The sequence below is a fragment of the Acinetobacter sp. YH16038 genome (genome assembly GCF_013417275.1).
Lineage (GTDB): Bacteria > Pseudomonadota > Gammaproteobacteria > Pseudomonadales > Moraxellaceae > Acinetobacter.
Window position 1 is genome coordinate 19982 of record NZ_VPEG01000013.1, and the last position, 21187, is coordinate 41168.

At 42.3% G+C, this 21187-nt stretch carries 18 protein-coding genes; 12 read left to right on the plus strand and 6 right to left on the minus strand.

The genetic code is table 11. The annotated features are described in order from the left end of the window. Positions 1–82 precede the first annotated feature (82 nt). Positions 83–1177, minus strand: coding sequence for an OmpW family protein (locus tag FTV34_RS07225; protein WP_034702885.1), 1095 nt, complete (start codon positions 1175–1177; stop codon positions 83–85). A 445-nt stretch (positions 1178–1622) separates the two neighbouring features. Here FTV34_RS07225 and FTV34_RS07230 point away from each other — a divergent pair, with 445 nt between their 5' ends. Continuing rightward, entirely contained in the window at positions 1623–1802 is a 180-nt protein-coding gene (locus FTV34_RS07230; RefSeq protein ID WP_004782731.1) for a hypothetical protein, read from the plus strand. Between the two features lie 56 nt (positions 1803–1858). Here FTV34_RS07230 and FTV34_RS07235 read toward each other — a convergent pair whose 3' ends face one another. Continuing rightward, positions 1859–2647: a hypothetical protein gene (locus tag FTV34_RS07235; protein ID WP_034580895.1), complete on the minus strand. Its 789-nt coding sequence runs from the start codon at positions 2645–2647 to the stop codon at positions 1859–1861. A 577-nt stretch (positions 2648–3224) separates the two neighbouring features. On the opposite strand from FTV34_RS07235, the gene uvrB reads away from it, so the two are divergent. From uvrB to proB, 8 genes are all read left to right on the plus strand, one after another. Next, positions 3225–5246: an excinuclease ABC subunit UvrB gene (uvrB, locus tag FTV34_RS07240; RefSeq protein WP_034170047.1), complete on the plus strand. Its 2022-nt coding sequence runs from the start codon at positions 3225–3227 to the stop codon at positions 5244–5246. Between the two features lie 142 nt (positions 5247–5388). After that, positions 5389–5988, plus strand: a complete 600-nt coding sequence (locus tag FTV34_RS07245; protein ID WP_180069631.1) for a lipocalin family protein — start codon at positions 5389–5391, stop codon at positions 5986–5988. Between the two features lie 175 nt (positions 5989–6163). Next, a complete protein-coding gene (gene rarD / locus FTV34_RS07250) occupies positions 6164–7096 on the plus strand; it encodes an EamA family transporter RarD (RefSeq protein ID WP_034702892.1) in 933 nt (310 codons plus the stop codon). Between the two features lie 246 nt (positions 7097–7342). After that, positions 7343–8800 carry a glyceraldehyde-3-phosphate dehydrogenase gene (locus FTV34_RS07255; RefSeq protein ID WP_004782721.1) on the plus strand — a complete coding sequence of 486 codons (1458 nt, stop codon included), beginning with the start codon at positions 7343–7345 and terminating at the stop codon, positions 8798–8800. 211 nt (positions 8801–9011) lie between these two features. Then, complete coding sequence (locus tag FTV34_RS07260) at positions 9012–9386, plus strand: helix-turn-helix domain-containing protein (RefSeq protein WP_125278388.1); 375 nt, start codon at positions 9012–9014, stop codon at positions 9384–9386. A 28-nt stretch (positions 9387–9414) separates the two neighbouring features. Continuing rightward, a complete protein-coding gene (locus FTV34_RS07265; RefSeq protein ID WP_180069634.1) occupies positions 9415–9999 on the plus strand; it encodes a hypothetical protein in 585 nt (194 codons plus the stop codon). A gap of 345 nt (positions 10000–10344) precedes the next feature. Further along, positions 10345–11550, plus strand: coding sequence for an Obg family GTPase CgtA (cgtA, locus tag FTV34_RS07270; RefSeq protein ID WP_004782712.1), 1206 nt, complete (start codon positions 10345–10347; stop codon positions 11548–11550). A gap of 27 nt (positions 11551–11577) precedes the next feature. Beyond that, positions 11578–12711 (plus strand): glutamate 5-kinase, encoded by a 1134-nt coding sequence (gene proB / locus FTV34_RS07275; RefSeq protein ID WP_005234922.1) that lies wholly within the window; start codon positions 11578–11580, stop codon positions 12709–12711. Positions 12712–12767: 56 nt separating this feature from the next. Here the strand turns inward: proB and FTV34_RS07280 are convergent, their stop codons facing one another. Together FTV34_RS07280 and FTV34_RS07285 are read right to left on the minus strand one after the other, a co-directional pair. Continuing rightward, entirely contained in the window at positions 12768–13364 is a 597-nt protein-coding gene (locus FTV34_RS07280; RefSeq protein WP_180069637.1) for a phosphatase PAP2 family protein, read from the minus strand. Positions 13365–13529: 165 nt separating this feature from the next. Continuing rightward, positions 13530–14231: an SIMPL domain-containing protein gene (locus FTV34_RS07285; protein ID WP_180069640.1), complete on the minus strand. Its 702-nt coding sequence runs from the start codon at positions 14229–14231 to the stop codon at positions 13530–13532. Positions 14232–14707: 476 nt separating this feature from the next. Here FTV34_RS07285 and FTV34_RS07290 point away from each other — a divergent pair, with 476 nt between their 5' ends. Further along, the gene (locus FTV34_RS07290; protein ID WP_034703655.1) at positions 14708–16081 is read left to right on the plus strand and encodes a diaminobutyrate--2-oxoglutarate transaminase; all 1374 of its coding nucleotides are present in this window, start codon (positions 14708–14710) and stop codon (positions 16079–16081) included. A gap of 3 nt (positions 16082–16084) precedes the next feature. Beyond that, complete coding sequence (locus FTV34_RS07295; protein ID WP_034703653.1) at positions 16085–17617, plus strand: aspartate aminotransferase family protein; 1533 nt, start codon at positions 16085–16087, stop codon at positions 17615–17617. Positions 17618–17754: 137 nt separating this feature from the next. Here the strand turns inward: FTV34_RS07295 and FTV34_RS07300 are convergent, their stop codons facing one another. Continuing rightward, positions 17755–18807: an aromatic ring-hydroxylating dioxygenase subunit alpha gene (locus FTV34_RS07300; protein ID WP_180069643.1), complete on the minus strand. Its 1053-nt coding sequence runs from the start codon at positions 18805–18807 to the stop codon at positions 17755–17757. A gap of 354 nt (positions 18808–19161) precedes the next feature. Between FTV34_RS07300 and FTV34_RS07305 the strand changes: the two genes are divergently transcribed. Further along, positions 19162–20541, plus strand: coding sequence for an aldehyde dehydrogenase family protein (locus tag FTV34_RS07305; protein WP_257226136.1), 1380 nt, complete (start codon positions 19162–19164; stop codon positions 20539–20541). A gap of 53 nt (positions 20542–20594) precedes the next feature. Here the strand turns inward: FTV34_RS07305 and FTV34_RS07310 are convergent, their stop codons facing one another. Then, positions 20595–21068, minus strand: a complete 474-nt coding sequence (locus FTV34_RS07310; RefSeq protein WP_034703664.1) for an Lrp/AsnC family transcriptional regulator — start codon at positions 21066–21068, stop codon at positions 20595–20597. Positions 21069–21187: the final 119 nt, after the last annotated feature.

Consider the following 21187-nt stretch of genomic DNA (forward strand, 5'->3'; position numbering starts at 1 on the left):
CTATATAAAATGCCTAAACGCAGAACAACGGCCGTAGCCGTTGTTCTGAAGCATTCAGTTTTTTAATGAAAGAATTAATTGATTAAAAGCGCATCCCGAATCCGGCATAGGCCAGAATTGGATTGACTTCAATATCGGCTTTGGAGCGAATCAGTTCACCTAGATTTGCATCTGTTACCGTAATCGTGGTGTCATTTTTCAGATGAGCATAAGATACAGAACCTACCGCGAACCAGGTATCATTAAAGTCATAAGTGAAGCCGACAGTCGCGACAGGAGCAAAAGCATCAGACGCTTCCAGATCAACTTTTGGATTAGCACTACTTTCTATCCCATCTAGAGAAGCGCCAGCTTTGCCTTCCTTAATGTTGGCAATCATATGACCGGCTTTAATCAGGTCTTGTTCAGTACTTGAATTGATTTCCAGTTCATTGAAATAGGCATACATGAGTCCAAGCCCGACATAAGGACGGAATTTATTGACACCTGTTTTGCCAAAATGGTACTGAAATTCAAAAGCCGGGGTCCAGGCACGTGCAGATGCTGCCGGTCCATATGCTTCCAGATCCGTAATCGGGATGTCATTTTTTAAGTCAATACTCGGTAAATCAATGCCACCCGGTATTTGAGGAATTAAATCAATACTTGGCGTTGCCATTGCAGAGAATGGTGCATAAATCTTGCCTTTACCTTGCAAGTCGACTTTGGGAGGAATGCCGGCTTTTATTTCCAGTGAGACATTGTCGGTAAAGAAATAGTTGGTCATGATCCCGAGTGTAGTGACATCATCAGCTTCCAGACCTGTTCCAGCATTATTCCAGCTTTCCAGGCCATAAATCTCTGCACTGCCACTTAAATTGCCAGATAAAGTTTTTCCGCCTAAGCCATCGATGAGGTTAATGAAGCCGGTTGAAAGATTCGACTCCATAGCAGGATCAAGATTGCCTTTGACTGCAGCGATCGAGATGTCACCAACTTTAGCCGTTTCACCATCTTGAACTGCTGTATTTACCGCAAATGGTTGTGCTTTTCCTTGTGGCATGACATGCAGTGCACCGACTGAAACGGAAAATCGCTTAAAGCCATCGCCATCCTGTAGGCTGAAATATGGGGATTCTGCATGTGCAAGCAGGGGTAATGTGGCTAGACCTGCCATGCATACCATGATTGTCTTCATTGTTCAGAGGACTCCTTGTCCGTGCTAGTTATTTGTTTTTCTATTGAACAATTTAGTTAAATCTCATCAATTTACACAGTTACAGAACGAGTAGTGAAAAGTTAACAGAAAGTAAAAAATGCCAAAATTTGTATAAATTGTATTAATAAAATATATATTTATGTAAAAATTATTATGAATAGTGAAGATAAATAGGATATTAATTTTTATAAAATTTTCAGTTTTATCGAAGTAATAGAATAATAAGTGGGTAACATTTTTCTCATTAATCTAAGTTTTAAATAATGATTTAAGCTTTCTATCCTGGACGCGATTTGTACAAGAAATCAGGAAATTTTGTGCTCAAAACCTACTAGAAAAAGCTTGAATAAATTTAGCTAACCGATGGTACACAGCAGATAGAGTTTTTTTGTACAATAGCCGCATAAATTATTGAGTATTGCGCATGAGCTCCCAAAATTCTCCCAAGAAAAAGCCACTGGTTAATTTACCGTTTCCATTAAAACAGGCAGAGCAATCTGCTTCAGATGAAGTTCTGGAAGATCTGCGACCTAAACCGCAGCGTTATGCCGACCGGACTTGGATGCCACCTCGTGGTACACGCCGTTCAATGGGCAAACGTTAAAAAATAAAAAAGCCATGAAGTTCATGGCTTTTTTATGAGTAAAATTTGAGATTTTCTTAGCGAACTGTTTTACGCGCCTTATTTTCAGGTTTTGGCGGGGCAATCTCACGATCGCCTTTCCAGACATCAATAAAGTCTTTTTCATTAATATTATAAAGTTCCAGTAGCGCCAGAATTACGGCACCAAACAGCATGGAACCTTCAGAATTGTTCTGGAAATCAAAAATCTTGCCATTCAGGTTATGCAGAATATCTTCAATCTCGAATACACGATCACGACCATTGCTGTCGACCGGATAAATCTGAGTGTTAAGCAGAATCTTGGCCAGACTCTTTTCATTGTCGGTCAGTGCCAGAACATCAATCAGCTCATCTGTTGCCGGAGTAAAAATCACTGAATCCCGGAAGATGGTATGCAGGAATTGCGACGTAATTTTCGGAAGCGCTTTTTCTACAAAAGGCCGGAAAGATTGCGGAAAAATGACATTGTGAGAAATGCCTTTGAACATTGGAGCGATCTCTTCGACTTTATAACCAGCAATGCCACAACCGACCGAAGTAATAAAATATTTAATTTTAGGATGGTTCTTGGTGTAAATCTTGAAGTCATCAATATAGTGCTGGATTTGTGAGAGAGGCATCTGTTGCAAATGCTCATTCATAGTCGGAATGGCATAACTTTGACCTGCCCAGCCACGACCAACCCCCATGACCGCCCCAAAATGCTCATAAGCTGTTCTGGCTGCTCCTCCGGCATGTTGTCCAGCCAAGTTGCTTCCGAAAACAAATACCGTATTTTCTGGCAGAGATTTAACAATACTTTCATCGTGATAATGGTAAGTCATGGCTTTTTTATTCGATGTCCTGATTAGCTTCATGTTGCCTTTGAATTGAATAAGGGTCAAGGTATTATTATGCAGGACTAGCCAAACAGATAGGACAATATTCCACCCATGATCCAAAACAGCATACCGAGTAAACCTAAATAAAGTTGTTGTCTGAAAATGCTTAATTTATTCTTTTGCACAAGTGATACTCATGGGTGAGTTTTAAAAAAAGTGTTTTTGAATAAGAAAGTAAATAACGCTAACTAAATAGAAAAGGCCCAAACAAAATATGATTGTGCCCATATAGCGAAACTGATTCTTAGTCACGATTTCACGATACTCTTTATCTTTCATTATCCTGTCAATTTTTTATAATTTTTAAAGATCTCAATTTTATATTGATTGTTGCATAATTCAAAATTGATTTGGATTGATCTGTACCTTATTCATTAAATCTAAGTAAAGTAAAGCACTATAAAATAATGACAATGATACTGTTTTATTTTACCAAACAGAAACCTGGATAGGGATTGAGTAATTCAGTTTTACCCCCATAATAAATTGAGTCGATATCCGCAGTGAAATGATTAAAGCTATGAGTGATAAACAACCCTTTGAACTGGTGACCAATTATCAACCTGCTGGCGATCAGCCACAGGCCATTGAAAAGCTGGTCAAGGGTATAGAAAAAGGCTATCACGATCAGCTTTTGCTGGGGGTTACCGGTTCAGGTAAAACCTATACTATGGCCAATGTCATCGCGCGTACCCAGCGTCCGACTATTGTCATGGCCCATAACAAAACGCTGGCTGCACAGCTCTACGGTGAATTTAAAGCATTTTTCCCGAATAATGCGGTTGAATATTTCGTCAGTTATTATGACTACTATCAGCCAGAAGCCTATGTGCCATCTTCAGATACCTTTATCGAGAAAGATGCGGCGATTAATGACCACATTGACCAGATGCGTCTTTCGGCAACGCGTGCCTTATTAGAACGTCGCGATGCGATTATTGTCGCTTCGGTGTCTGCAATTTACGGTCTGGGTGATCCGAATGCTTATATGAGCATGTTGCTGCATGTGGTGGAAGGTGACCGGATTGGCCGTGATGATATTATCCGTCGTTTGGTCGAAATGCAGTATTCCCGTAATGAACTGGAATTCCTGCGCGGTACGTATCGTATTCGTGGTGAGATTATTGATATTTTCCCTGCCGAATCGGATCAGGATGCCATCCGGATTGAGCTGTTTGATGATGAAGTCGACTCCATTCGCTGGTTTGATCCTTTAACCGGGAAAATGATCCGTAAAGTGCCGCGTGTCACGATCTATCCTAAAAGTCACTATGTAACACCGAAAGATAATCTGGCTCGCGCGATTGAAACGATTCGAGATGAGTTAAAAGAACGTCTGGTCTTTTTCCGTGAAAATGACAAATTGCTGGAAGCACAGCGGATCGAGCAGCGTACCCGTTATGATCTGGAAATGATGCAGCAGCTCGGTTATACCAACGGGATCGAAAACTATTCACGTCATTTATCTGGCCGTCCGGCAGGCGAAGCACCGCCGACTCTTTTTGATTATGTACCCGATGATGCCTTGCTGATTATCGATGAATCGCACGTGACTGTTCCACAAATTGGAGCCATGTACAAAGGTGACCGTTCCCGTAAAGAAAATCTGGTGAATTACGGTTTCCGCTTGCCAAGTGCGCTGGATAACCGTCCGATGAAATTTGAGGAATGGGAACGTATTGTACCGACGACCGTGTACGTCAGTGCCACACCTGCAAGATATGAACTGGAAAAATCTGAACAGGTGGTCGAGCAGGTGGTTCGTCCAACCGGTCTGATTGATCCGGAAATTGAAATCCGTCCAGTCTTGACGCAGGTCGATGATGTATTGTCTGAAATCAATATCCGTAAGGAAATGAATGAACGTGTGCTAGTAACGACATTGACCAAGCGTATGGCAGAAGACCTGACGTCCTATTTAAAAGAATATGGAATCAAGGTTGCCTATTTGCACTCCGATATTGATACTGTTGAGCGTGTGAAAATTATTCATGAGCTGCGTACCGGTGTGCATGATGTGCTGGTCGGCATTAACCTGCTGCGTGAAGGTCTAGATATGCCAGAAGTTTCACTGGTTGCTATTCTGGATGCGGATAAAGAAGGTTTCCTGCGTTCAGAGCGTTCACTGATCCAGACCATTGGTCGTGCAGCGCGTAACTTGAAAGGTAAAGCGATTTTGTATGCGGATCGCATTACCGATTCTATGCAAAAAGCTATTGATGAGACTGAACGCCGTCGTGCCAAACAGATCCAGTTTAATGAAGAGCATGGCATTACACCACGTAGTGCAGTACGTCAGGTGATTAAGGAAATTGATACAGGCGAAGTGCTGGATGATGAAACTATTGAGCTGAAAGCTTCCGATCAGGCCCGTGCGATCAGTGCAGATGAACGCCATATCATGGCCGATCCAAAGATGTTCGCGAAGCATATCAATAAACTGGAAAAAGAAATGCTCAAGGCTTCAAAAGAACTACAGTTTGAGCAGGCTGCACGTATACGGGATGAAATTTTACGTTTAAAAGCGCAGATGTTAAGTTAGGTCTGTGTGTAAATTACAGATTTAAATTACGTAAAATCAATCACAAACCTAACATAATGCTACAAAATATGTCTGCGGATACCGCTATTGTAAGTACGAAATATTCATGTTGAAAATTTTGTCCTGATCAAATAGGTATCGTATGACAACTAAAAATAATCTCCCTCATGCGGGATTGAAACTTGCAAAAATTGCATTGGGTAGTGCAGTTCTACTTGGACTCGGGGCTGCAACCATGGCTTATGCCAAGAACGATTCTTTACCCACTGTAGAGAAAGTTGAACTGGACCGTTATTTGGGCACCTGGTATGAAGTGGCTCGTAAGCCACTTACATTCCAGAACAAGTGTGATCGTGACGTTACGGCGACGTATACATTAAATGAAAATGGTAACGTTAATGTAGATAACCGCTGTATCCAGAAAAATGGTCAGGTGACTCAATCCGTAGGTGAGGCATACATTCAGAATGCACCTTATAACACCAAGCTTAAGGTAAGTTTCTTGCCAGAGTTTATTCGCTGGTTACCAGTGGGCCGTGGCGATTATTGGGTATTAAAACTGGACGATAATTATCAAACCGTACTGGTCGGCGAGCCTAAACGTAAATATATGTGGGTATTGTCACGTGATCCTCAACTGGATCAGAATGTGGTGAATGAATACCTGCAATATGCGCAATCTGTGGGTTATGATTTGAGTGATGTAATTCATACTAAACAGACCCAACAGGCAAGAAAATAAAAGGCCACTCGGGTTATTTATAAAAACCATGCTTCGGCATGGTTTTTTTAATCCTTCTCTTTTTTAAATTATGTATTTTGCCTTGTAATTACCTTTGGCCTTTGGGCAGATGAATCTTCAAGCTTTATTTTAGACTAATCGTTATAATGCGCTGGAATGATCTTGGGTTTGAAGCATGTATAAAGGCATTGCATTATCGGTATTGGCATCAGTAGTATTTGGTGTTCTTTATATATTCACGCCATTTTTGCAGCCTTTAGACAGTGAACAAACCTTTGCCTGGCGGATGTTGGCGACCATTCCATTTTTGACTGCGTTCATGTGGTGGTCAGGTGACCTCAGCCATATCACTCAAATTTTAAAACGCATTCTCAAACAACCTGCTTTTCTGCTCTGGTTGATCATCAGTTCCCTGTTATGTACGACACAGTTGTGGCTCTTTTTATGGGGACCAATTAATGGCCGCGGTTTACAGGTATCCCTAGGATATTTCCTGTTGCCCTTAGTCATGGTGCTGGTCGGATGTGTGCTTTATAAGGAAAAACTATCGCGCTGGCAGATGGCAGCAGTCGCACTGGCCATATTAGGTGTGGGACATGAAATCTGGCGAATCGGTTCGATCGCCTGGGAAACGGTCTATGTGGCTTTGGCTTATCCACTGTATTTCTTCCTGCGCCGTCGCTTTGGTACGGATCACTTGGGTGGATTCTGGTGGGACTTGTGTCTGATTCTGCCAGTGGCTTTCTATCTGGGCTTTGTACATAGCGATTCTCTCAAGCTTATGGTCAGTTTCCCTCATCTCATCTTGGCAGTGTTGGGTTTGGGCTTCTTAAGTGCTTTAGGCTTAGGTAGTTATATTCTGGCAAGCCGTTATCTGCCTTTCGTAATTTTTGGTCTGCTGAGCTATCTGGAGCCAGTACTTTTGGCTTTTGCGTCTATGGCATTAGGGGAGCGGGTTGAAGCCGGCGAATGGCTGACCTATCTTCCGATCTGGCTGGCCGTCGTATTGTTGGTAATTGAAGGTATACTACACATTATTGAACAACGAAAAAGACGCCTGACACTAGCACAAAATTTAGAGCGTTATCAGAAACGTTTAGATTCTTGAATGATAAATTTGGCTGAATAAACAACATTTAACAAAAATCTGGTTTTTACAGGGAATAGATGATTTTTCAAATTTTAAATGCAAAATCATCTGACTAATTACAATTATTTTCAAAATTTATAGTGAATATATCGGATTTTCGGCCAGAGTTAATCAGCTTTTGATTCAAACTTGCGGCCAATTCCATTACAATTATCGGGTTTTGAAATTTATGCTTAGATTTACAATTAATTAGAGGACGTATCTGTGAGCAAAGACACTATCGTTGCCCTCCATGCAGAGCACCAAGGTCGTTGGAAAAACCGTGAAGAACTTGCGGAACGTATGATTGCCCTAGTAGGTCAGTTATATCGTGAAAAAAATATCGTAGCTACAGTTTACGGTCGCTCTTTAATTAACCGTTCTGTAATCCAGATCCTTAAAGCGCATCGTCGTACTCGCGTATTAGACGTTGAGCTTTCTGTTGTAGACACTTTCCCAATCCTTGAAGCATTGGCAAAAGTGGAAAACATCGGTACTGCTGAAATTGATCTAGGCAAACTTGCTGTTGAATTCAAAGCAAAAGGTGGTGATGTTAACGCATTCGTTGCTGACGCTGTGAAATCACTTGAAGGCAATGCAACTTCTGTAGAAGGTAAAGACGTGGTGCTTTACGGTTTCGGTCGTATCGGTCGTATCCTGGCCCGTTTGATGATCAGCCAGTCAGGTCTAGGCCGCGGCTTGAACCTGAAAGCAATCGTAGTTCGTAAATCATCTGACGGTGACCTTGAAAAACGTGCGTCTTTATTACGTCGTGACTCAATCCACGGTCCATTTGCGGGTACGATTTCTGTAGACGAAGAAAACGAAGCAATCATTGCAAACGGCCAGTTCATCAAAGTGATCTATGCATCTAATCCATCTGAAGTGGATTACACTGCATACGGTATCGAAAATGCTTTAGTGATCGACAACACTGGTAAATGGCGTGATGCTGAAGGTCTTGCTCAACACCTGAAATGCCCAGGCGCTGCTCGCGTAATTCTGACTGCACCTGGTAAAGGTGACATGAAGAACGTTGTATTTGGTGTGAACCAGGCTGACATCCTTGATGAAGACCAAATCATCTCTGCTGCAAGCTGTACTACCAATGCGATCACTCCAACACTGAAAGTGTTAAACGACAAATACACAGTGATCAATGGTCACGTTGAAACAGTTCACTCGTTCACAAACGATCAGAACCTGATCGACAACTACCATAAAGCTGACCGTCGTGGCCGTGCTGCAACATTGAACATGGTTATTACTGAGACTGGTGCTGCTAAAGCAGTTGCGAAAGCACTTCCTGCGCTGAAAGGCAAGTTGACTGGTAATTCTGTACGTGTTCCTACACCAAACGTATCTCTTGCAATCCTGAACCTGACTTTAGACAAAGAAGTTGATCGTGATGAAGTGAATGAATACATTCGCCAAATCTCAATCAATTCTAACCTTCAAGGTCAAATCGGTTATACAAACTCTACTGAAGTTGTATCTTCTGACTTTATCGGTTCTCGTACTGCAGGTGTATTCGACGCTCAAGCGACGATCACTTCAGGCAACCGTTTAACTTGCTACGTTTGGTACGATAACGAAGTGGGTTATAGCTGCCAGGTACTTCGCATTGCTGAACAAATGGGCGGCGTAAGCTATCCAAAAGTTCCTGCTGAAACAAATGCATAATTTGTAGAAGTTATCTAAAAAAGAGCCTTTTTTGAGGCTCTTTTTTATTGTGAAAGATAAAGGTGGCAAATCAGCTTTATCAAATCATATGTATTAATTGATGGAAAATTCACCTTGATACGCCCATATGAATCTGTTAGCTTACAAATGGTAAGTACATTAAAAATAGTAAGTAATAACTAAAAACTGTGATCAAGAAAGGAACTCTTCAATGACCAAGTATGCAATCAGTCCATTACTGGGACAGGTGCTATCTAATGAATGTCCATCCCGTGAAATACTGGAACATCTCACCAATAAATGGTCAGTGCTGGTATTACGCTGTTTAAGTGAAGGCGTACATCGCTTTAGTGAGCTGAAGCAGCGAATTGAAGGGGTCAGTGAAAAGATGCTGGCACAAACCTTAAAAATGCTGGAGCAAGATGGTTTTATTTTAAGAACGGTTTATCCGGTTGTGCCACCCAAAGTTGAATATCAATTGACGATTACAGGTTCGCAAGCAGCAGAAAAAATAAATTATTTGATTGGCTGGGTAGAACGGAGTTTGCCAGAGATTTTGGAAAATAAAGAGCGTGTTACTAAATAAAAATTAAATTGCTTTTGGGGCTTAGGATATGAAACCTATCAAGTTAGCCTGTATTTTAATAATGGCTTATTTTTTTCTTTTTATCTTTAGCTGTGCTGTCTTTGGATTATCAAAGTTTAGTATTGATAATGAAAATATCATAATTATAGCTATGAATTGGTCAGCAACTATGTTTGCTCCAGTTGCTTTGTTAATTACATTTAATCTTTGGAAATCGCAAAAGAATACAGAAATAATAGCTGAACAATGTAAATTGATAGTAATAAAAGTGATTGAGCTTGAGCATGTTTATCTTAGATTGAGAGATGGAGTTATTAGTTCCAACAAGACATTTGAGAATGTCAAATTACAGCTAAATAAATTTCGAGAACTAAGGGCGATAATTAAAGAAGAAAATAAGTTTTTGCAAGAATGTTTTCGAAATAGTAATTTTAAAAATGAAATACAAACATTCGATAAGGCAATATTTTCATTACAAAGTCAATTTAGTAATCTAGTTAATAATTTTGAAAATATTAAAGGAAATACTAAGGTTCCTATCTTGGATGAAGAGACTAACCCTTTTATTCGATTTAAGAGAGAGCTAATGAAATATGCGCTTTATGAAAAATAATATAAAGAAACCTCTTAGTTTGCTCATGGTCTTCTGAATATCTGTTGATCAGTTAAAGCAACTCCAATTGAAAAAAGTAAAACTATAAAAATAAAGATGACTAAGCTATAAGAAGAATTACCGTGATTCTGAAATAAGTGAAAACATTTTTATAATTCTTATTTTGTATAAGTTCCTCACAATAATTTCTTGATAAATCGTCAATCTGTATCAGCTTTTTGCTTGAATATTATAAAATAATCTTAAATTGGGTCTTCTTCATGGAAAGCCCAATAAATATAGTCGAGAAATGCTTTAAAATATGGCAGAATAGGCGGTTTTTAAAGTTTTTAGAGGATTGGCATTATGCGCTTTGTTGATGAAGCAGTCATTACCGTAGAGGCTGGCGACGGTGGCAATGGCGTAGCCAGTTTTCGCCGTGAAAAGTTCGTACCATTTGGTGGTCCAGATGGTGGTGATGGTGGTCGTGGCGGCAGCATTTATATTCAGGCTGACGACGACACGAGTACCCTTGTAGATTATCGTTATACCCGTAAATTTCGCGCTGAACGTGGTAAAAACGGTGCTGGCGCAAACTGTGCTGGTCGTGGTGGCGAATCAGTTATTTTAAAAGTTCCTGTGGGAACAACTATCGTCGATTCAGAATCTGGCGATATTATTGGCGATCTGGTTGAAGACGGCCAGAAAGTATTAGTGGCACATGGCGGTCAAGGTGGTTTGGGTAATACCCACTTTAAATCATCAACCAACCGTTCTCCGCGTAAATGTACGCATGGTACCAAAGGCGAATTCCGTGAAATCCGCCTTGAGCTGAAAGTACTGGCAGACGTGGGCTTGCTCGGCATGCCAAACGCAGGTAAATCAACCTTTATCCGTGCAGTATCTGCAGCAAAACCAAAAGTGGCAGATTATCCGTTTACGACCATGGTACCTAACCTGGGTGTAGTGGATGCGGATCGTCACCGTTCATTTGTAATGGCGGATATTCCAGGTCTGATTGAAGGTGCGGCAGAAGGTGCAGGTCTCGGGATTCGCTTCCTGAAACATTTGGCACGTACCCGTATTCTGCTTCATATTGTAGATGTTCAACCGATTGACGGTTCAGATCCAGCTTACAATGCCAAAGCGATTTTGAATGAGTTGCAAAAATTCTCCCCAACACTTTCAAAATTACCGGTGGTATTGGTTCTGAATAAGGTCGATCAGCTTGCTGTAGATACTCGTGACGAATGGTGTAATCACATTCTTGAAGAATTACAGTGGGAAGGTCCTGTCTTTAAAACTTCAGGCTTAACGGCTGAAGGCACTAAAGATGTGGTGTATTACCTGATGGATCAAATCGAGCAGCAACGCGAACGCGAAGTTGAAGATCCTGAATACGCAGCAGAGATGAAAGAATTCCGTGACCAGCTTGAAGCTGAAACACGTGAACAAACGATTGCTGCGAAAGAAGCTTATCGTGAAATGCGTCGCGCTCAACGTCTGGGCGGCGATGACTTTGATGATGAAGATGATGACGACAGCGACGTAGAAGTATATTACGTACGTTAATCTTTTAAAGATAAGTCTGAGGACAAGATGATAGAAGTGGTAGATGGGCAACGTCAGCTCAAGGGTTGTAAACGAATCGTTGTTAAAATCGGATCATCTTTACTCACAGCAAACGGGCAAGGTTTAGATTTAGATGCCATCTCGCATTGGGCGGGACAAATCGCGGATCTACACAATGCCGGACACGAGATTATTCTCGTTTCTTCCGGAGCTGTGGCTGAAGGTATGGTTCGAATGAAACTTGAGAATCGACCCACCGATCTACCCAGTCTTCAGGCTTGTGCTGCCATTGGTCAAATGGGTTTAATCCAGACCTGGTCAAGTGTGCTGGAAAAACACAGCATTCAAACCGCTCAGGTATTATTGACTCATGATGACCTGGCAGACCGTCGTCGTTATCTGAATTCTTGTGATGCTTTACAGCACCTGATTGACTGGCATGTGATTCCAGTCATTAATGAAAATGACACAGTTTCTACTGACGAAATTCGTTTCGGTGATAACGATACCTTAGCTGCGATGGTCGCAGGTCAAGTTCATGCAGATCTGCTGATTATCCTGACTGATCAGGAAGGCATGTTTGACTCGGATCCACGTTCTAATCCGGATGCCAAACTGTTTCATACCGTGCGTGCCATGGATGAAAGCCTGTTTGATATGGCAGGCGGCGGCGGAAAATTTGGTCGTGGCGGTATGCTGACTAAAGTTCGTGCTGCACGTCTGGCTGCGAAATCTGGTTGCCCAACCTTGATCGCTAGTGGTGATAGTGACAATGTTTTATCGCGCTTGATGGCAGGTGAAATGTTGGGTACGTTATTTATCACTGATGATGATCGCATGACTGCACATCAGCAATGGTTAGCAGCGCATCTGCAAACTGCAGGTCGTTTGGTAATTGATGATGGTGCGGTTAAAGCCATCAAAGAGAATCACCGTAGCCTGTTGCCGGTCGGTGTTAAAGCGGTAGAAGGACATTTTGACCGTGGTGATGTAGTGGAATGTGTCGATCGACAAGGTCACCGTATTGCTGTAGGACGTGTCAACTTCAGTTCGCGTTCAGCGGAAATCGTCAAAGGTCTGGCATCAGATAAAGTCCATCAAGTCTTAGGTGAAGCACGTTCTTTAGAGATGATTCATCGAAATCATATGGCGATTTACTAAGCTATCAAAATATAAAAAAATCCCGCTTCGAGCGGGATTTTTTTATATCTGGAAATTTACTTCACCCAGCCTATCCGAATAAAAGGCTTAAACAGGAATTGATGAATATTGAGAATAAAGTTCATGATCTTATTCTCATATTTCCACCAGAGCGGTAAGCCAGCAAGATTGACTGCCAAAGCAATCACGAATGCTCCCATCATATCAATCGGAAAATGTACACCCACATAAACCCGCGACCAAGCGACAAGCCAAGCAGTCCAGAGCAGGATTCGTCCCAAATCACGTTGTGCTGAGAAATAATAGGCAAAGGCAATCCCGCTAAAAATACTCATGTGATTGCTTGGGAAGGAACCTGTAGGCGCATGTTCAATCAGGGTTTGACCAACCTCCATGACAAAAGGGCGGGGTGTGTTTAGAACGGCAGATAATACTTCGCTAATCGAAAGGGTAATTGCGGTAAAGATCGCAGCTTTAATAATCCCTGTTTTGATTTCACGACTACCACGCAGCCAGGCAACAGCAAAAATCAGCAGAAATAAATACACCAGATCATGTGCAATCAGACTGGCATAGTTAATCATCCAGATCGAGGCTTGGTCAGGTACATTGAGAAGATGAAACAGATACAGGTTCAGTTGATCGAGTGACATGAGGAGAGAGGGTTGACACAAATGTCCGTTACTCTAAACCGATCAAAGCTCAATTCATATCTGAGTTTGTATGAATTTGTAGCATTGATTTTTCAGAGAATATTCAAGTGATAAAAAACCACCCAAAAGGGTGGTTTTTAAACATCTGAATAATTTTATTAAGACTTATTTAAACTGAATAGAGCCATTGGCACTGACGGTCATTTTGGATTCTCCTGCTGCCATTTCCTGTTCTGGAACTGCTTCGGCATAAGCAGATTTGGCCATCGCCATGCGTGGCACAGGTGGATAACCCGAATTATTGGTATTGATATTCAGATTCACCAGTTGATAGCCTGGTTTGTTCCAGGCTTGAGCCAGACTTTGCGCACGTTGCTGAAAGTTTTTCGAAGCTTCAAGCATCAGCTCGTTTTCGACTTTCTTACGTTTTGCTTCAGATACTGTGAAGTTAATCGATTCAGTCTGGAAGTTTTGCTGTAGCTCAGCAATCAGTTGCGAGGCGGCTTTAAAGTCAGTCGATTCAATTCGTACCTGCGCACGAGCACGCCATTCTCTTAGCTTACGGTTGTCGTTGTTATAGACCGGATAGGTATGCTGTGAACCGGTTTCAATTTTTACAGTAGGATATTTTTTAGCAGTATTAATGGCCTGCGTCATCAACTGATTGATTTGTGCTGCAAGCTCAGCCGGCTGTTTATTAGATTTTTCAACAAATAAATTGGTATTCATCAGGTCATTGGAAATATCGCGGCTGGCTTCTGCCGAGATATTCACCACATTATAATTCAAGGTTTCTTCAGGAGCTGCGAAAGCGGCAGAAGATAATGCGCCGAGCAAAGCAAGCGCTGAAAAAGAAGAAAGACGCATGTTGTTGTCCTGTTTTAGTGAAATTGTTGGCCTTGTGCTGATCATAAAATACTAAGGTGAAAATGTGTTGATATTCCGAAATTATTGTCGTTGGATTGTTAAAAATATATTTTATTTATTGTAGATATATCGGAACTAAATGTGATGAAAATTATATGCTTATTGAGATAATTGTTTGATAATTACACTGTTGTATTCATGACAACAAAATTGCATAAAATATTCAGGTTTCCTTGTCATTGTTATACGTTCCGTTGATAATTTAGACAGCAACATTACTTGATATATTTTTTCAATAACTGTAGAGGCAAATTGGTACTAAAAGTTGTTTATTTTCTTGAAAAAAACTGTATCATCCGCCTCTCCTAGTTACAGAATAGAAAATTGTCTAACTAGATTGTATAAAGCACCGAGTCAAACGACCGCAAGTCACCAGACTTATTTCTTTCAACCCATATCAGAGATGGTAATTCGATATGAGCGTTTCTTCTGTAAATCCTGCCACCAATTCCACAAACGAATACTACTTGACTCGCCAAAGTCAGATGGAATCGAATGTGCGTAGTTATCCACGTAAATTACCGTTAGCGATAGCGAAAGCACAAGGTTGCTGGGTTACCGATGTTGAAGGTACGGAGTACCTTGATTGTTTAGCTGGGGCAGGGACATTGGCATTAGGCCATAATCACCCTGCGGTCATTCAAAGTATCCAGGACACACTTGCAAGCGGTCTTCCATTGCATACGCTGGATCTCACCACTCCTTTAAAAGATGCTTTTACTGAGGCACTTCTTGCTTACCTGCCAGGTGGTAAAGAAGAATATTGCTTACAGTTCTGTGGGCCATCTGGTGCAGATGCGACTGAAGCAGCGATTAAACTTGCTAAAACCTTTACTGGCCGTAGTTCAGTGATCAGCTTCTCTGGTGGCTATCACGGTATGACTCACGGTTCTTTGGCAATGACAGGTAACCTATCTGCGAAGAACTCAGTGAATGGTTTAATGCCAGGCGTTCAATTCATGCCATATCCGCATGAATACCGTTGCCCATTGGGTCTAGGCGGTGAAGCGGGCGTTGATGCTTTGACTTATTATTTCGAAAACTTCATTGAAGATGTCGAAAGCGGTGTAACCAAGCCAGCAGCTGTAATTCTTGAAGCGATTCAGGGTGAAGGCGGTGTGGTAACAGCACCAGTAAAATGGCTGCAAAAAATCCGTGAAGTAACAGAAAAACACAACATCGTGTTGATTCTGGACGAAGTTCAAGCAGGCTTTGCGCGTTCAGGCAAAATGTTCGCATTCGAACATGCGGGTATCGAACCTGATGTGGTTGTCATGTCTAAAGCCGTTGGTGGTAGCTTGCCACTTGCAGTACTGGGCATCAAACGTAAATTTGATGCATGGCAACCTGCTGGCCACACCGGTACTTTCCGTGGTAACCAGCTGGCAATGGGTACAGGTCTTGCGACTCTACAAACCATTAAAGAACAAAACCTTGCGCAAAATGCACAAGAACGCGGTGATTTCCTGCAAGCTGAACTGAAAAAACTGGCTGCTGAATTCCCATGTATCGGTAATGTACGTGGTCGCGGTCTGATGATCGGTGTTGAAATCGTGGATGAGCGTAAACCAGCGGATCATATGGGTTCTTTCCCTGCTGATGGCCAATTGGCTGCAGCAATTCAAACCGCTTGTTTCAACAACAAACTGTTGCTGGAAAAAGGTGGTCGTAACGGTACAGTAATCCGTTTACTTTGCCCATTGATCATCACTCAAGCTGAGTGTGAAGAAGTTCTGGTTCGCTTCAAGAAAGCGGTTGCTGAAGCTCTAATCGCAGTTCGAGGCGCATAATTCATGGTAGATTTTGCAGAACACCGTAAAGCGTTACTCTGCAATGATGCTGCATCTATCGCTGACTATGAGTCGGCGATGGATCAGGCGACCAAAGCGGTTGCAGCATGGTTGCAAAACGACAAGATGTATACCGGCGGTAGCATCAAGGAATTGCGTAGCGCAATTGCGTTCAATCCTTCTAAAGAAGGCTTGGGCGTAGAGAAATCTTTAGAGCGTATGGTTGAGCTATTCCTCAACAAGAGCTTGAAAGTACATCACCCGCATTCGCTTGCGCATTTGCATTGCCCGACGATGGTAACCAGCCAGATCGCGGAAGTGTTAATTAACGCCACTAACCAGTCCATGGACTCTTGGGATCAAAGCCCAGCGGGTTCTTTGATGGAAGTTCAGCTGATTGACTGGTTACGCCAAAAAGTCGGCTATGGTTCAGGTCAGGCAGGTGTGTTCACTTCTGGTGGTACGCAATCCAACCTGATGGGCGTATTGCTGGCGCGTGATGCCTGCATCGCGAAAAACTGGAAAGATGAAAACGGTAATCCGTGGTCGGTTCAGCGTGATGGTATCCCAGCGGATGCAATGCGTAACGTCAAAGTCATCTGTTCTGAAAATGCACACTTCTCTGTGCAAAAGAACATGGCGATGATGGGCATGGGCTTCCAGTCCGTTGTGACTGTTCCTGTGAACGAAAATGCGCAGATGGATGTTGATGCTCTGGAAAAAACCATGGCGCATCTTCAGTCTGAAGGTAAAATCGTGGCATGTGTGGTGGCAACAGCGGGTACTACTGATGCTGGTGCAATTGATCCACTGAAACAGATTCGTGAAATCACCAATAAATATGGCGCGTGGATGCATATCGACGCAGCATGGGGTGGGGCACTGATCCTGTCGAATGACTATCGTTCTATGTTGGATGGTATCGAGCTGTCTGATTCTGTGACACTGGATTTCCATAAGCATTACTTCCAGACCATTTCATGCGGTGCATTCTTGCTGAAAGATGAAGCGAACTATCGTTTCATGCACTATGAAGCTGAATACCTGAACTCTGCGTACGACGAAGAGCACGGTGTTCCTAACCTGGTATCGAAGTCACTACAAACCACTCGTCGTTTCGACGCGTTGAAATTGTGGATGACTGTAGAAGCACTGGGTGAAGAGCTTTATGGTTCGATGATCGACCATGGCGTGAAATTGACTCGCGAAGTGGCAGACTACATCAAAGCAACTGATGGTTTAGAACTTCTGGTTGAGCCACAATTCGCATCAGTATTGTTCCGTGTAGTTCCAGCAGGCTATCCAGCTGAATTTGTGGATGCTTTGAACCAGAACGTCGCGGATGAACTGTTTGCACGTGGTGAAGCAAATATTGGTGTGACTAAAGTGGGTCAAGTTCAATCACTGAAAATGACGACTTTAAGCCCGGTTGCAACCCTTGAAAACGTGAAGAACCTGTTGGCACTCGTGCTTGCAGAAGCGGACCGTATCAAGGATTCAATTGCGGATGGGACTTATACACCGCCAATTGCTTAATCAATTGCAGGTGAAAAAAAGGAGATCGTTAAGATCTCCTTTTGCTTAATCAATTGCAGGTGAAAAAAAGGAGATCGTTAAGATCTCCTTTTTTATTGGAATTTGGCTGACACATAGATAATGATTTTTAAATAAAATTAAGCTGCAAATAAAGGACTAAAGCCTTTTTTCCTTAACAGTTTACGGTACATACTGGAGCTGCGATCTGCCGGGAAATGTGCTTCCAGAGATAAGTCTAGCGGTAAAAACTCAGGCTTCTGGTTTTCGACAATCAGGCGATCTTCTTCAAAAATCTTCAGATTAAAATCGTAGGCTTCTTCAACGGGTAAGTCTTTATCATAATTACGACAGATAGGAGCAAACAGTCGGGTCTGACGGGCGGTGATCGGTGAAGCAGCATTCATAATCACCTGTTTGGCATCATTAGGGAAATGGATGGTCAGGGTTGCGGTAAAGGGCAGACTAATTTCAAAATGCCGTAGCCATTTAAAATCTTCCTGACCGCGCTGATCTAACCCAATCGGATAACGGCCGACACTGCTGATATAGTCGGCATTAAAACCATATTCAGTTTCCATTGTGGTGTAATCCGGGACTTCGACATCATTCGGATCACCAAAGGTATCCGGATGTACCCAGGCAAAATGGGCGACATCAATAAAGCCTTCTAGCTGTCTGCCAGCAAAACATTTGATGTCGACTTGTGGGCAAACCAGTTGCTGATAATCTGCATCATTCCAATAAGGCATCACTGGAATATTCGGTTCAGCATCTTTGTCAGCTGTCAGTGAACACCAGATCAGACCATAACGTTCAACCGCGGCATAGGTCCGTAAATGAAAACGATCTGAAATTTTATGCTGTGGATGGGCAGGGATACGGTTGCATTTACCTTGTGTACCAAAATGCAAGCCATGATAAGGACAGACGATGCCTTGACCATCATTTTTTCCCAGACTTAAAGGCACACCACGATGCGGACAGGCATCTTTGGCCACAACTAGTTCATCCTGCATCTTGTAAATGACCAGTGGCATATCTAACAACATTGTCCCTAGCGGCTGTTCAGAGACATCACGGGCTAAGGCCACTGGATACCAATATTGAGCCAGGAGATGCCAGTCATGTTCTTCAAATGTCATGTGAATTGGTAAATCTGGATTGAAAACTGGAATGGTTGTGCTATTCATGACGCTATCACTGTGATTCTTTATTTCCAATATAGGCCAGTGTGATGTTCTACGAAATTTCAAAGATCAGGACATCCTGTTGCATAAATTCGAACAGGATGTAAGGAAGAATGAGCTATAGGCAAAAAATTAAAGGAAGCAATATTTAAAGTTCCAAAAAAGCATCCCGAAAGATGATTCTTCTATTTTCCATGCACAAAATGTGCATTCAGGACTTTATGCCTAATGTGATATGCAAGCTCCATTCAGACAAAATCAGCTAATGTCAGGGAACAACAAAAATATCTGATTCAGGATGAAGAGATGACTAATTTGCATGTATCCCAACCCGTTGGCTGTATTATTCAAGGAAAAATGGTACAAGGCGCTGCCGAAAGTTTTGTAGTGATCAATCCTGCTGATGAGCAGGTATTGGCACTGTGTTCCTCTCCCTCGGAAGCACAAATTGAAGACACCATCCGTAGTGCCGAGCAGGCTTTTCACCAATGGAAAAATATGGATGATGCTGCGCGACAGGCAATCCTGCATCGTATTGCAGATCGTATTGAAGAACACCGAGAAGAATTAGCGCGTTTAGTGGTGCAGGAGCAGGGCAAACCCTATGCACTGGCTGAATTTGAAGTCGATGGGGCCATTGCCTGGACCCGCTATCAGGCAGAACTCAAGATTGAAACTGAAATCTTACAGGATGATGCCAACAAGCGGATCGAACTTCATCATCGGCCTTTAGGGGTCGTGGCATCGGTTACCCCATGGAACTGGCCTTTAATGATTGCTGTCTGGCATATCATGCCGGCAATTCGCGCTGGCAACGTGGTGATCAATAAACCTTCAGAATTTACCCCATTGTCGACACTTCGACTCGGTGAGCTGATTCAGCAAGAAGTTGCACCTGGAGTGGTCTCTATACTTACAGGAGGCGGAGAAGTTGGGGCTAAGCTGACCAGTCACCCTGCAATTGCCAAAGTAGTATTTACCGGTTCGACCGTAACTGGGCAAAGAATCATGCAAAATGCAGCCGCGACTTTCAAACATCTGACACTGGAACTTGGTGGCAATGATGCAGGCATTGTTTTGCCAGATACCGATATCCAGGCAATGGCAACCCGAATCTTTAATGGAGCTTTTATCAACATGGGCCAGACCTGTGCAGCGTTGAAACGGCTGTATGTGCATGACAGCCAATATGATTCACTGGCACAGGAATTAGTAAAAGTCGCACAGCAACAATCTCTGGGAGATGGTTTAGCCGAGACGACTACTTTTGGCCCAGTGCAAAACATCAAGCAATACCAAAAAGTTCAGACCATGATTCAGGAAGCTCAGGATGAAGGTGCAATAGTCATGACATCTGGTCAGAATCTACCGGATACAGGCTATTTTATTGCACCAACAATTGTGACCAATGTAAGCCCAGATAGCCGTCTGGTGCAGGAAGAGCAGTTTGGTCCGGTGTTACCTTTGATTCGTTATCACGATATTGAAGAAGTACTGACTGAAGCCAACAATACGGATTTTGGCTTAGGTGGTTCGATCTGGTCATCCAATCTGGAGCAGGCGCAGCAGTTTGCTCAACGACTGAGTTGTGGTACGGCGTGGATCAATACGCATGGTGAGATTTTCCCGCATGTACCTTTTGGTGGATGGAAACATTCGGGCATCGGCGCACAGTTTGGACTGAGTGGGCTGCTCGAAAATACGATTCAGCAGGTTGTTCATATTAATAAAACTTAAATCAAAAAAAGCTCAAGTTTAACTTGAGCTTTTTTCTTTTACTTTAAGATATATCAACGTAATAAAGGGCGGGCAGCCTGAAAATCAAAATGTAATTGCTTGAATTTATTTAAGACAATATAAGATTTGATATGGCCGATAAAATTACAGCTTAGTAATTTTTCAGTCACAAAATTTGCCAGCATTTCCAGATTTTTAGCGCCTACTTTTAACATGAAATCTGCATCACCACTTAAAGAAAAAGCTTCCTGAATAGCTTCTTCTTCTTCAATCAATTGTTGAAAAGCGATCTTCGCTGCTGCGTCATGTGTTTTGAGATTGACCTGAACCATAGCCAAAACTGCAATTCCCAAAGCTTCAGGATGAATGCAGGCGCTATAACCCAAAATAATTCCTTTTTGCTCTAGCAGCTGACGCCGTCTAGAACATTGAGAGGCTGACAAACCGATTAAATCTCCGATTTCCTGATTTGTCAGGCGCCCATTTTTTTGCAAAGCCTGGATGATTTTCCAGTCAAATTTATCCATTGCATCCATTGCATTGAATCCTTATCCGATACACGTTTTATGTGTTTTTGAATCATTGTGACTTGCATTATGCACGAAATCAGAAAATGAAATGCAATATTCTGTAATTGAAGCATAAT

What these genes read in the sequence shown, in the direction of transcription:
- FTV34_RS07225 (WP_034702885.1), bottom strand. Translation starts at nt 1,177, where the DNA reads ATGAAGACAATCATGGTATGCATGGCAGGTCTAGCCACATTACCCCTG.
- FTV34_RS07230 (WP_004782731.1), top strand. Translation starts at nt 1,623, where the DNA reads ATGAGCTCCCAAAATTCTCCCAAGAAAAAGCCACTGGTTAATTTACCG.
- FTV34_RS07235 (WP_034580895.1), bottom strand. Translation starts at nt 2,647, where the DNA reads ATGACTTACCATTATCACGATGAAAGTATTGTTAAATCTCTGCCAGAA.
- uvrB (WP_034170047.1), top strand. Translation starts at nt 3,225, where the DNA reads ATGAGTGATAAACAACCCTTTGAACTGGTGACCAATTATCAACCTGCT.
- FTV34_RS07245 (WP_180069631.1), top strand. Translation starts at nt 5,389, where the DNA reads ATGACAACTAAAAATAATCTCCCTCATGCGGGATTGAAACTTGCAAAA.
- rarD (WP_034702892.1), top strand. Translation starts at nt 6,164, where the DNA reads ATGTATAAAGGCATTGCATTATCGGTATTGGCATCAGTAGTATTTGGT.
- FTV34_RS07260 (WP_125278388.1), top strand. Translation starts at nt 9,012, where the DNA reads ATGACCAAGTATGCAATCAGTCCATTACTGGGACAGGTGCTATCTAAT.
- FTV34_RS07265 (WP_180069634.1), top strand. Translation starts at nt 9,415, where the DNA reads ATGAAACCTATCAAGTTAGCCTGTATTTTAATAATGGCTTATTTTTTT.
- cgtA (WP_004782712.1), top strand. Translation starts at nt 10,345, where the DNA reads ATGCGCTTTGTTGATGAAGCAGTCATTACCGTAGAGGCTGGCGACGGT.
- proB (WP_005234922.1), top strand. Translation starts at nt 11,578, where the DNA reads ATGATAGAAGTGGTAGATGGGCAACGTCAGCTCAAGGGTTGTAAACGA.
- FTV34_RS07280 (WP_180069637.1), bottom strand. Translation starts at nt 13,364, where the DNA reads ATGTCACTCGATCAACTGAACCTGTATCTGTTTCATCTTCTCAATGTA.
- FTV34_RS07285 (WP_180069640.1), bottom strand. Translation starts at nt 14,231, where the DNA reads ATGCGTCTTTCTTCTTTTTCAGCGCTTGCTTTGCTCGGCGCATTATCT.
- FTV34_RS07290 (WP_034703655.1), top strand. Translation starts at nt 14,708, where the DNA reads ATGAGCGTTTCTTCTGTAAATCCTGCCACCAATTCCACAAACGAATAC.
- FTV34_RS07295 (WP_034703653.1), top strand. Translation starts at nt 16,085, where the DNA reads ATGGTAGATTTTGCAGAACACCGTAAAGCGTTACTCTGCAATGATGCT.
- FTV34_RS07300 (WP_180069643.1), bottom strand. Translation starts at nt 18,807, where the DNA reads ATGAATAGCACAACCATTCCAGTTTTCAATCCAGATTTACCAATTCAC.
- FTV34_RS07305 (WP_257226136.1), top strand. Translation starts at nt 19,162, where the DNA reads ATGGTACAAGGCGCTGCCGAAAGTTTTGTAGTGATCAATCCTGCTGAT.
- FTV34_RS07310 (WP_034703664.1), bottom strand. Translation starts at nt 21,068, where the DNA reads ATGGATAAATTTGACTGGAAAATCATCCAGGCTTTGCAAAAAAATGGG.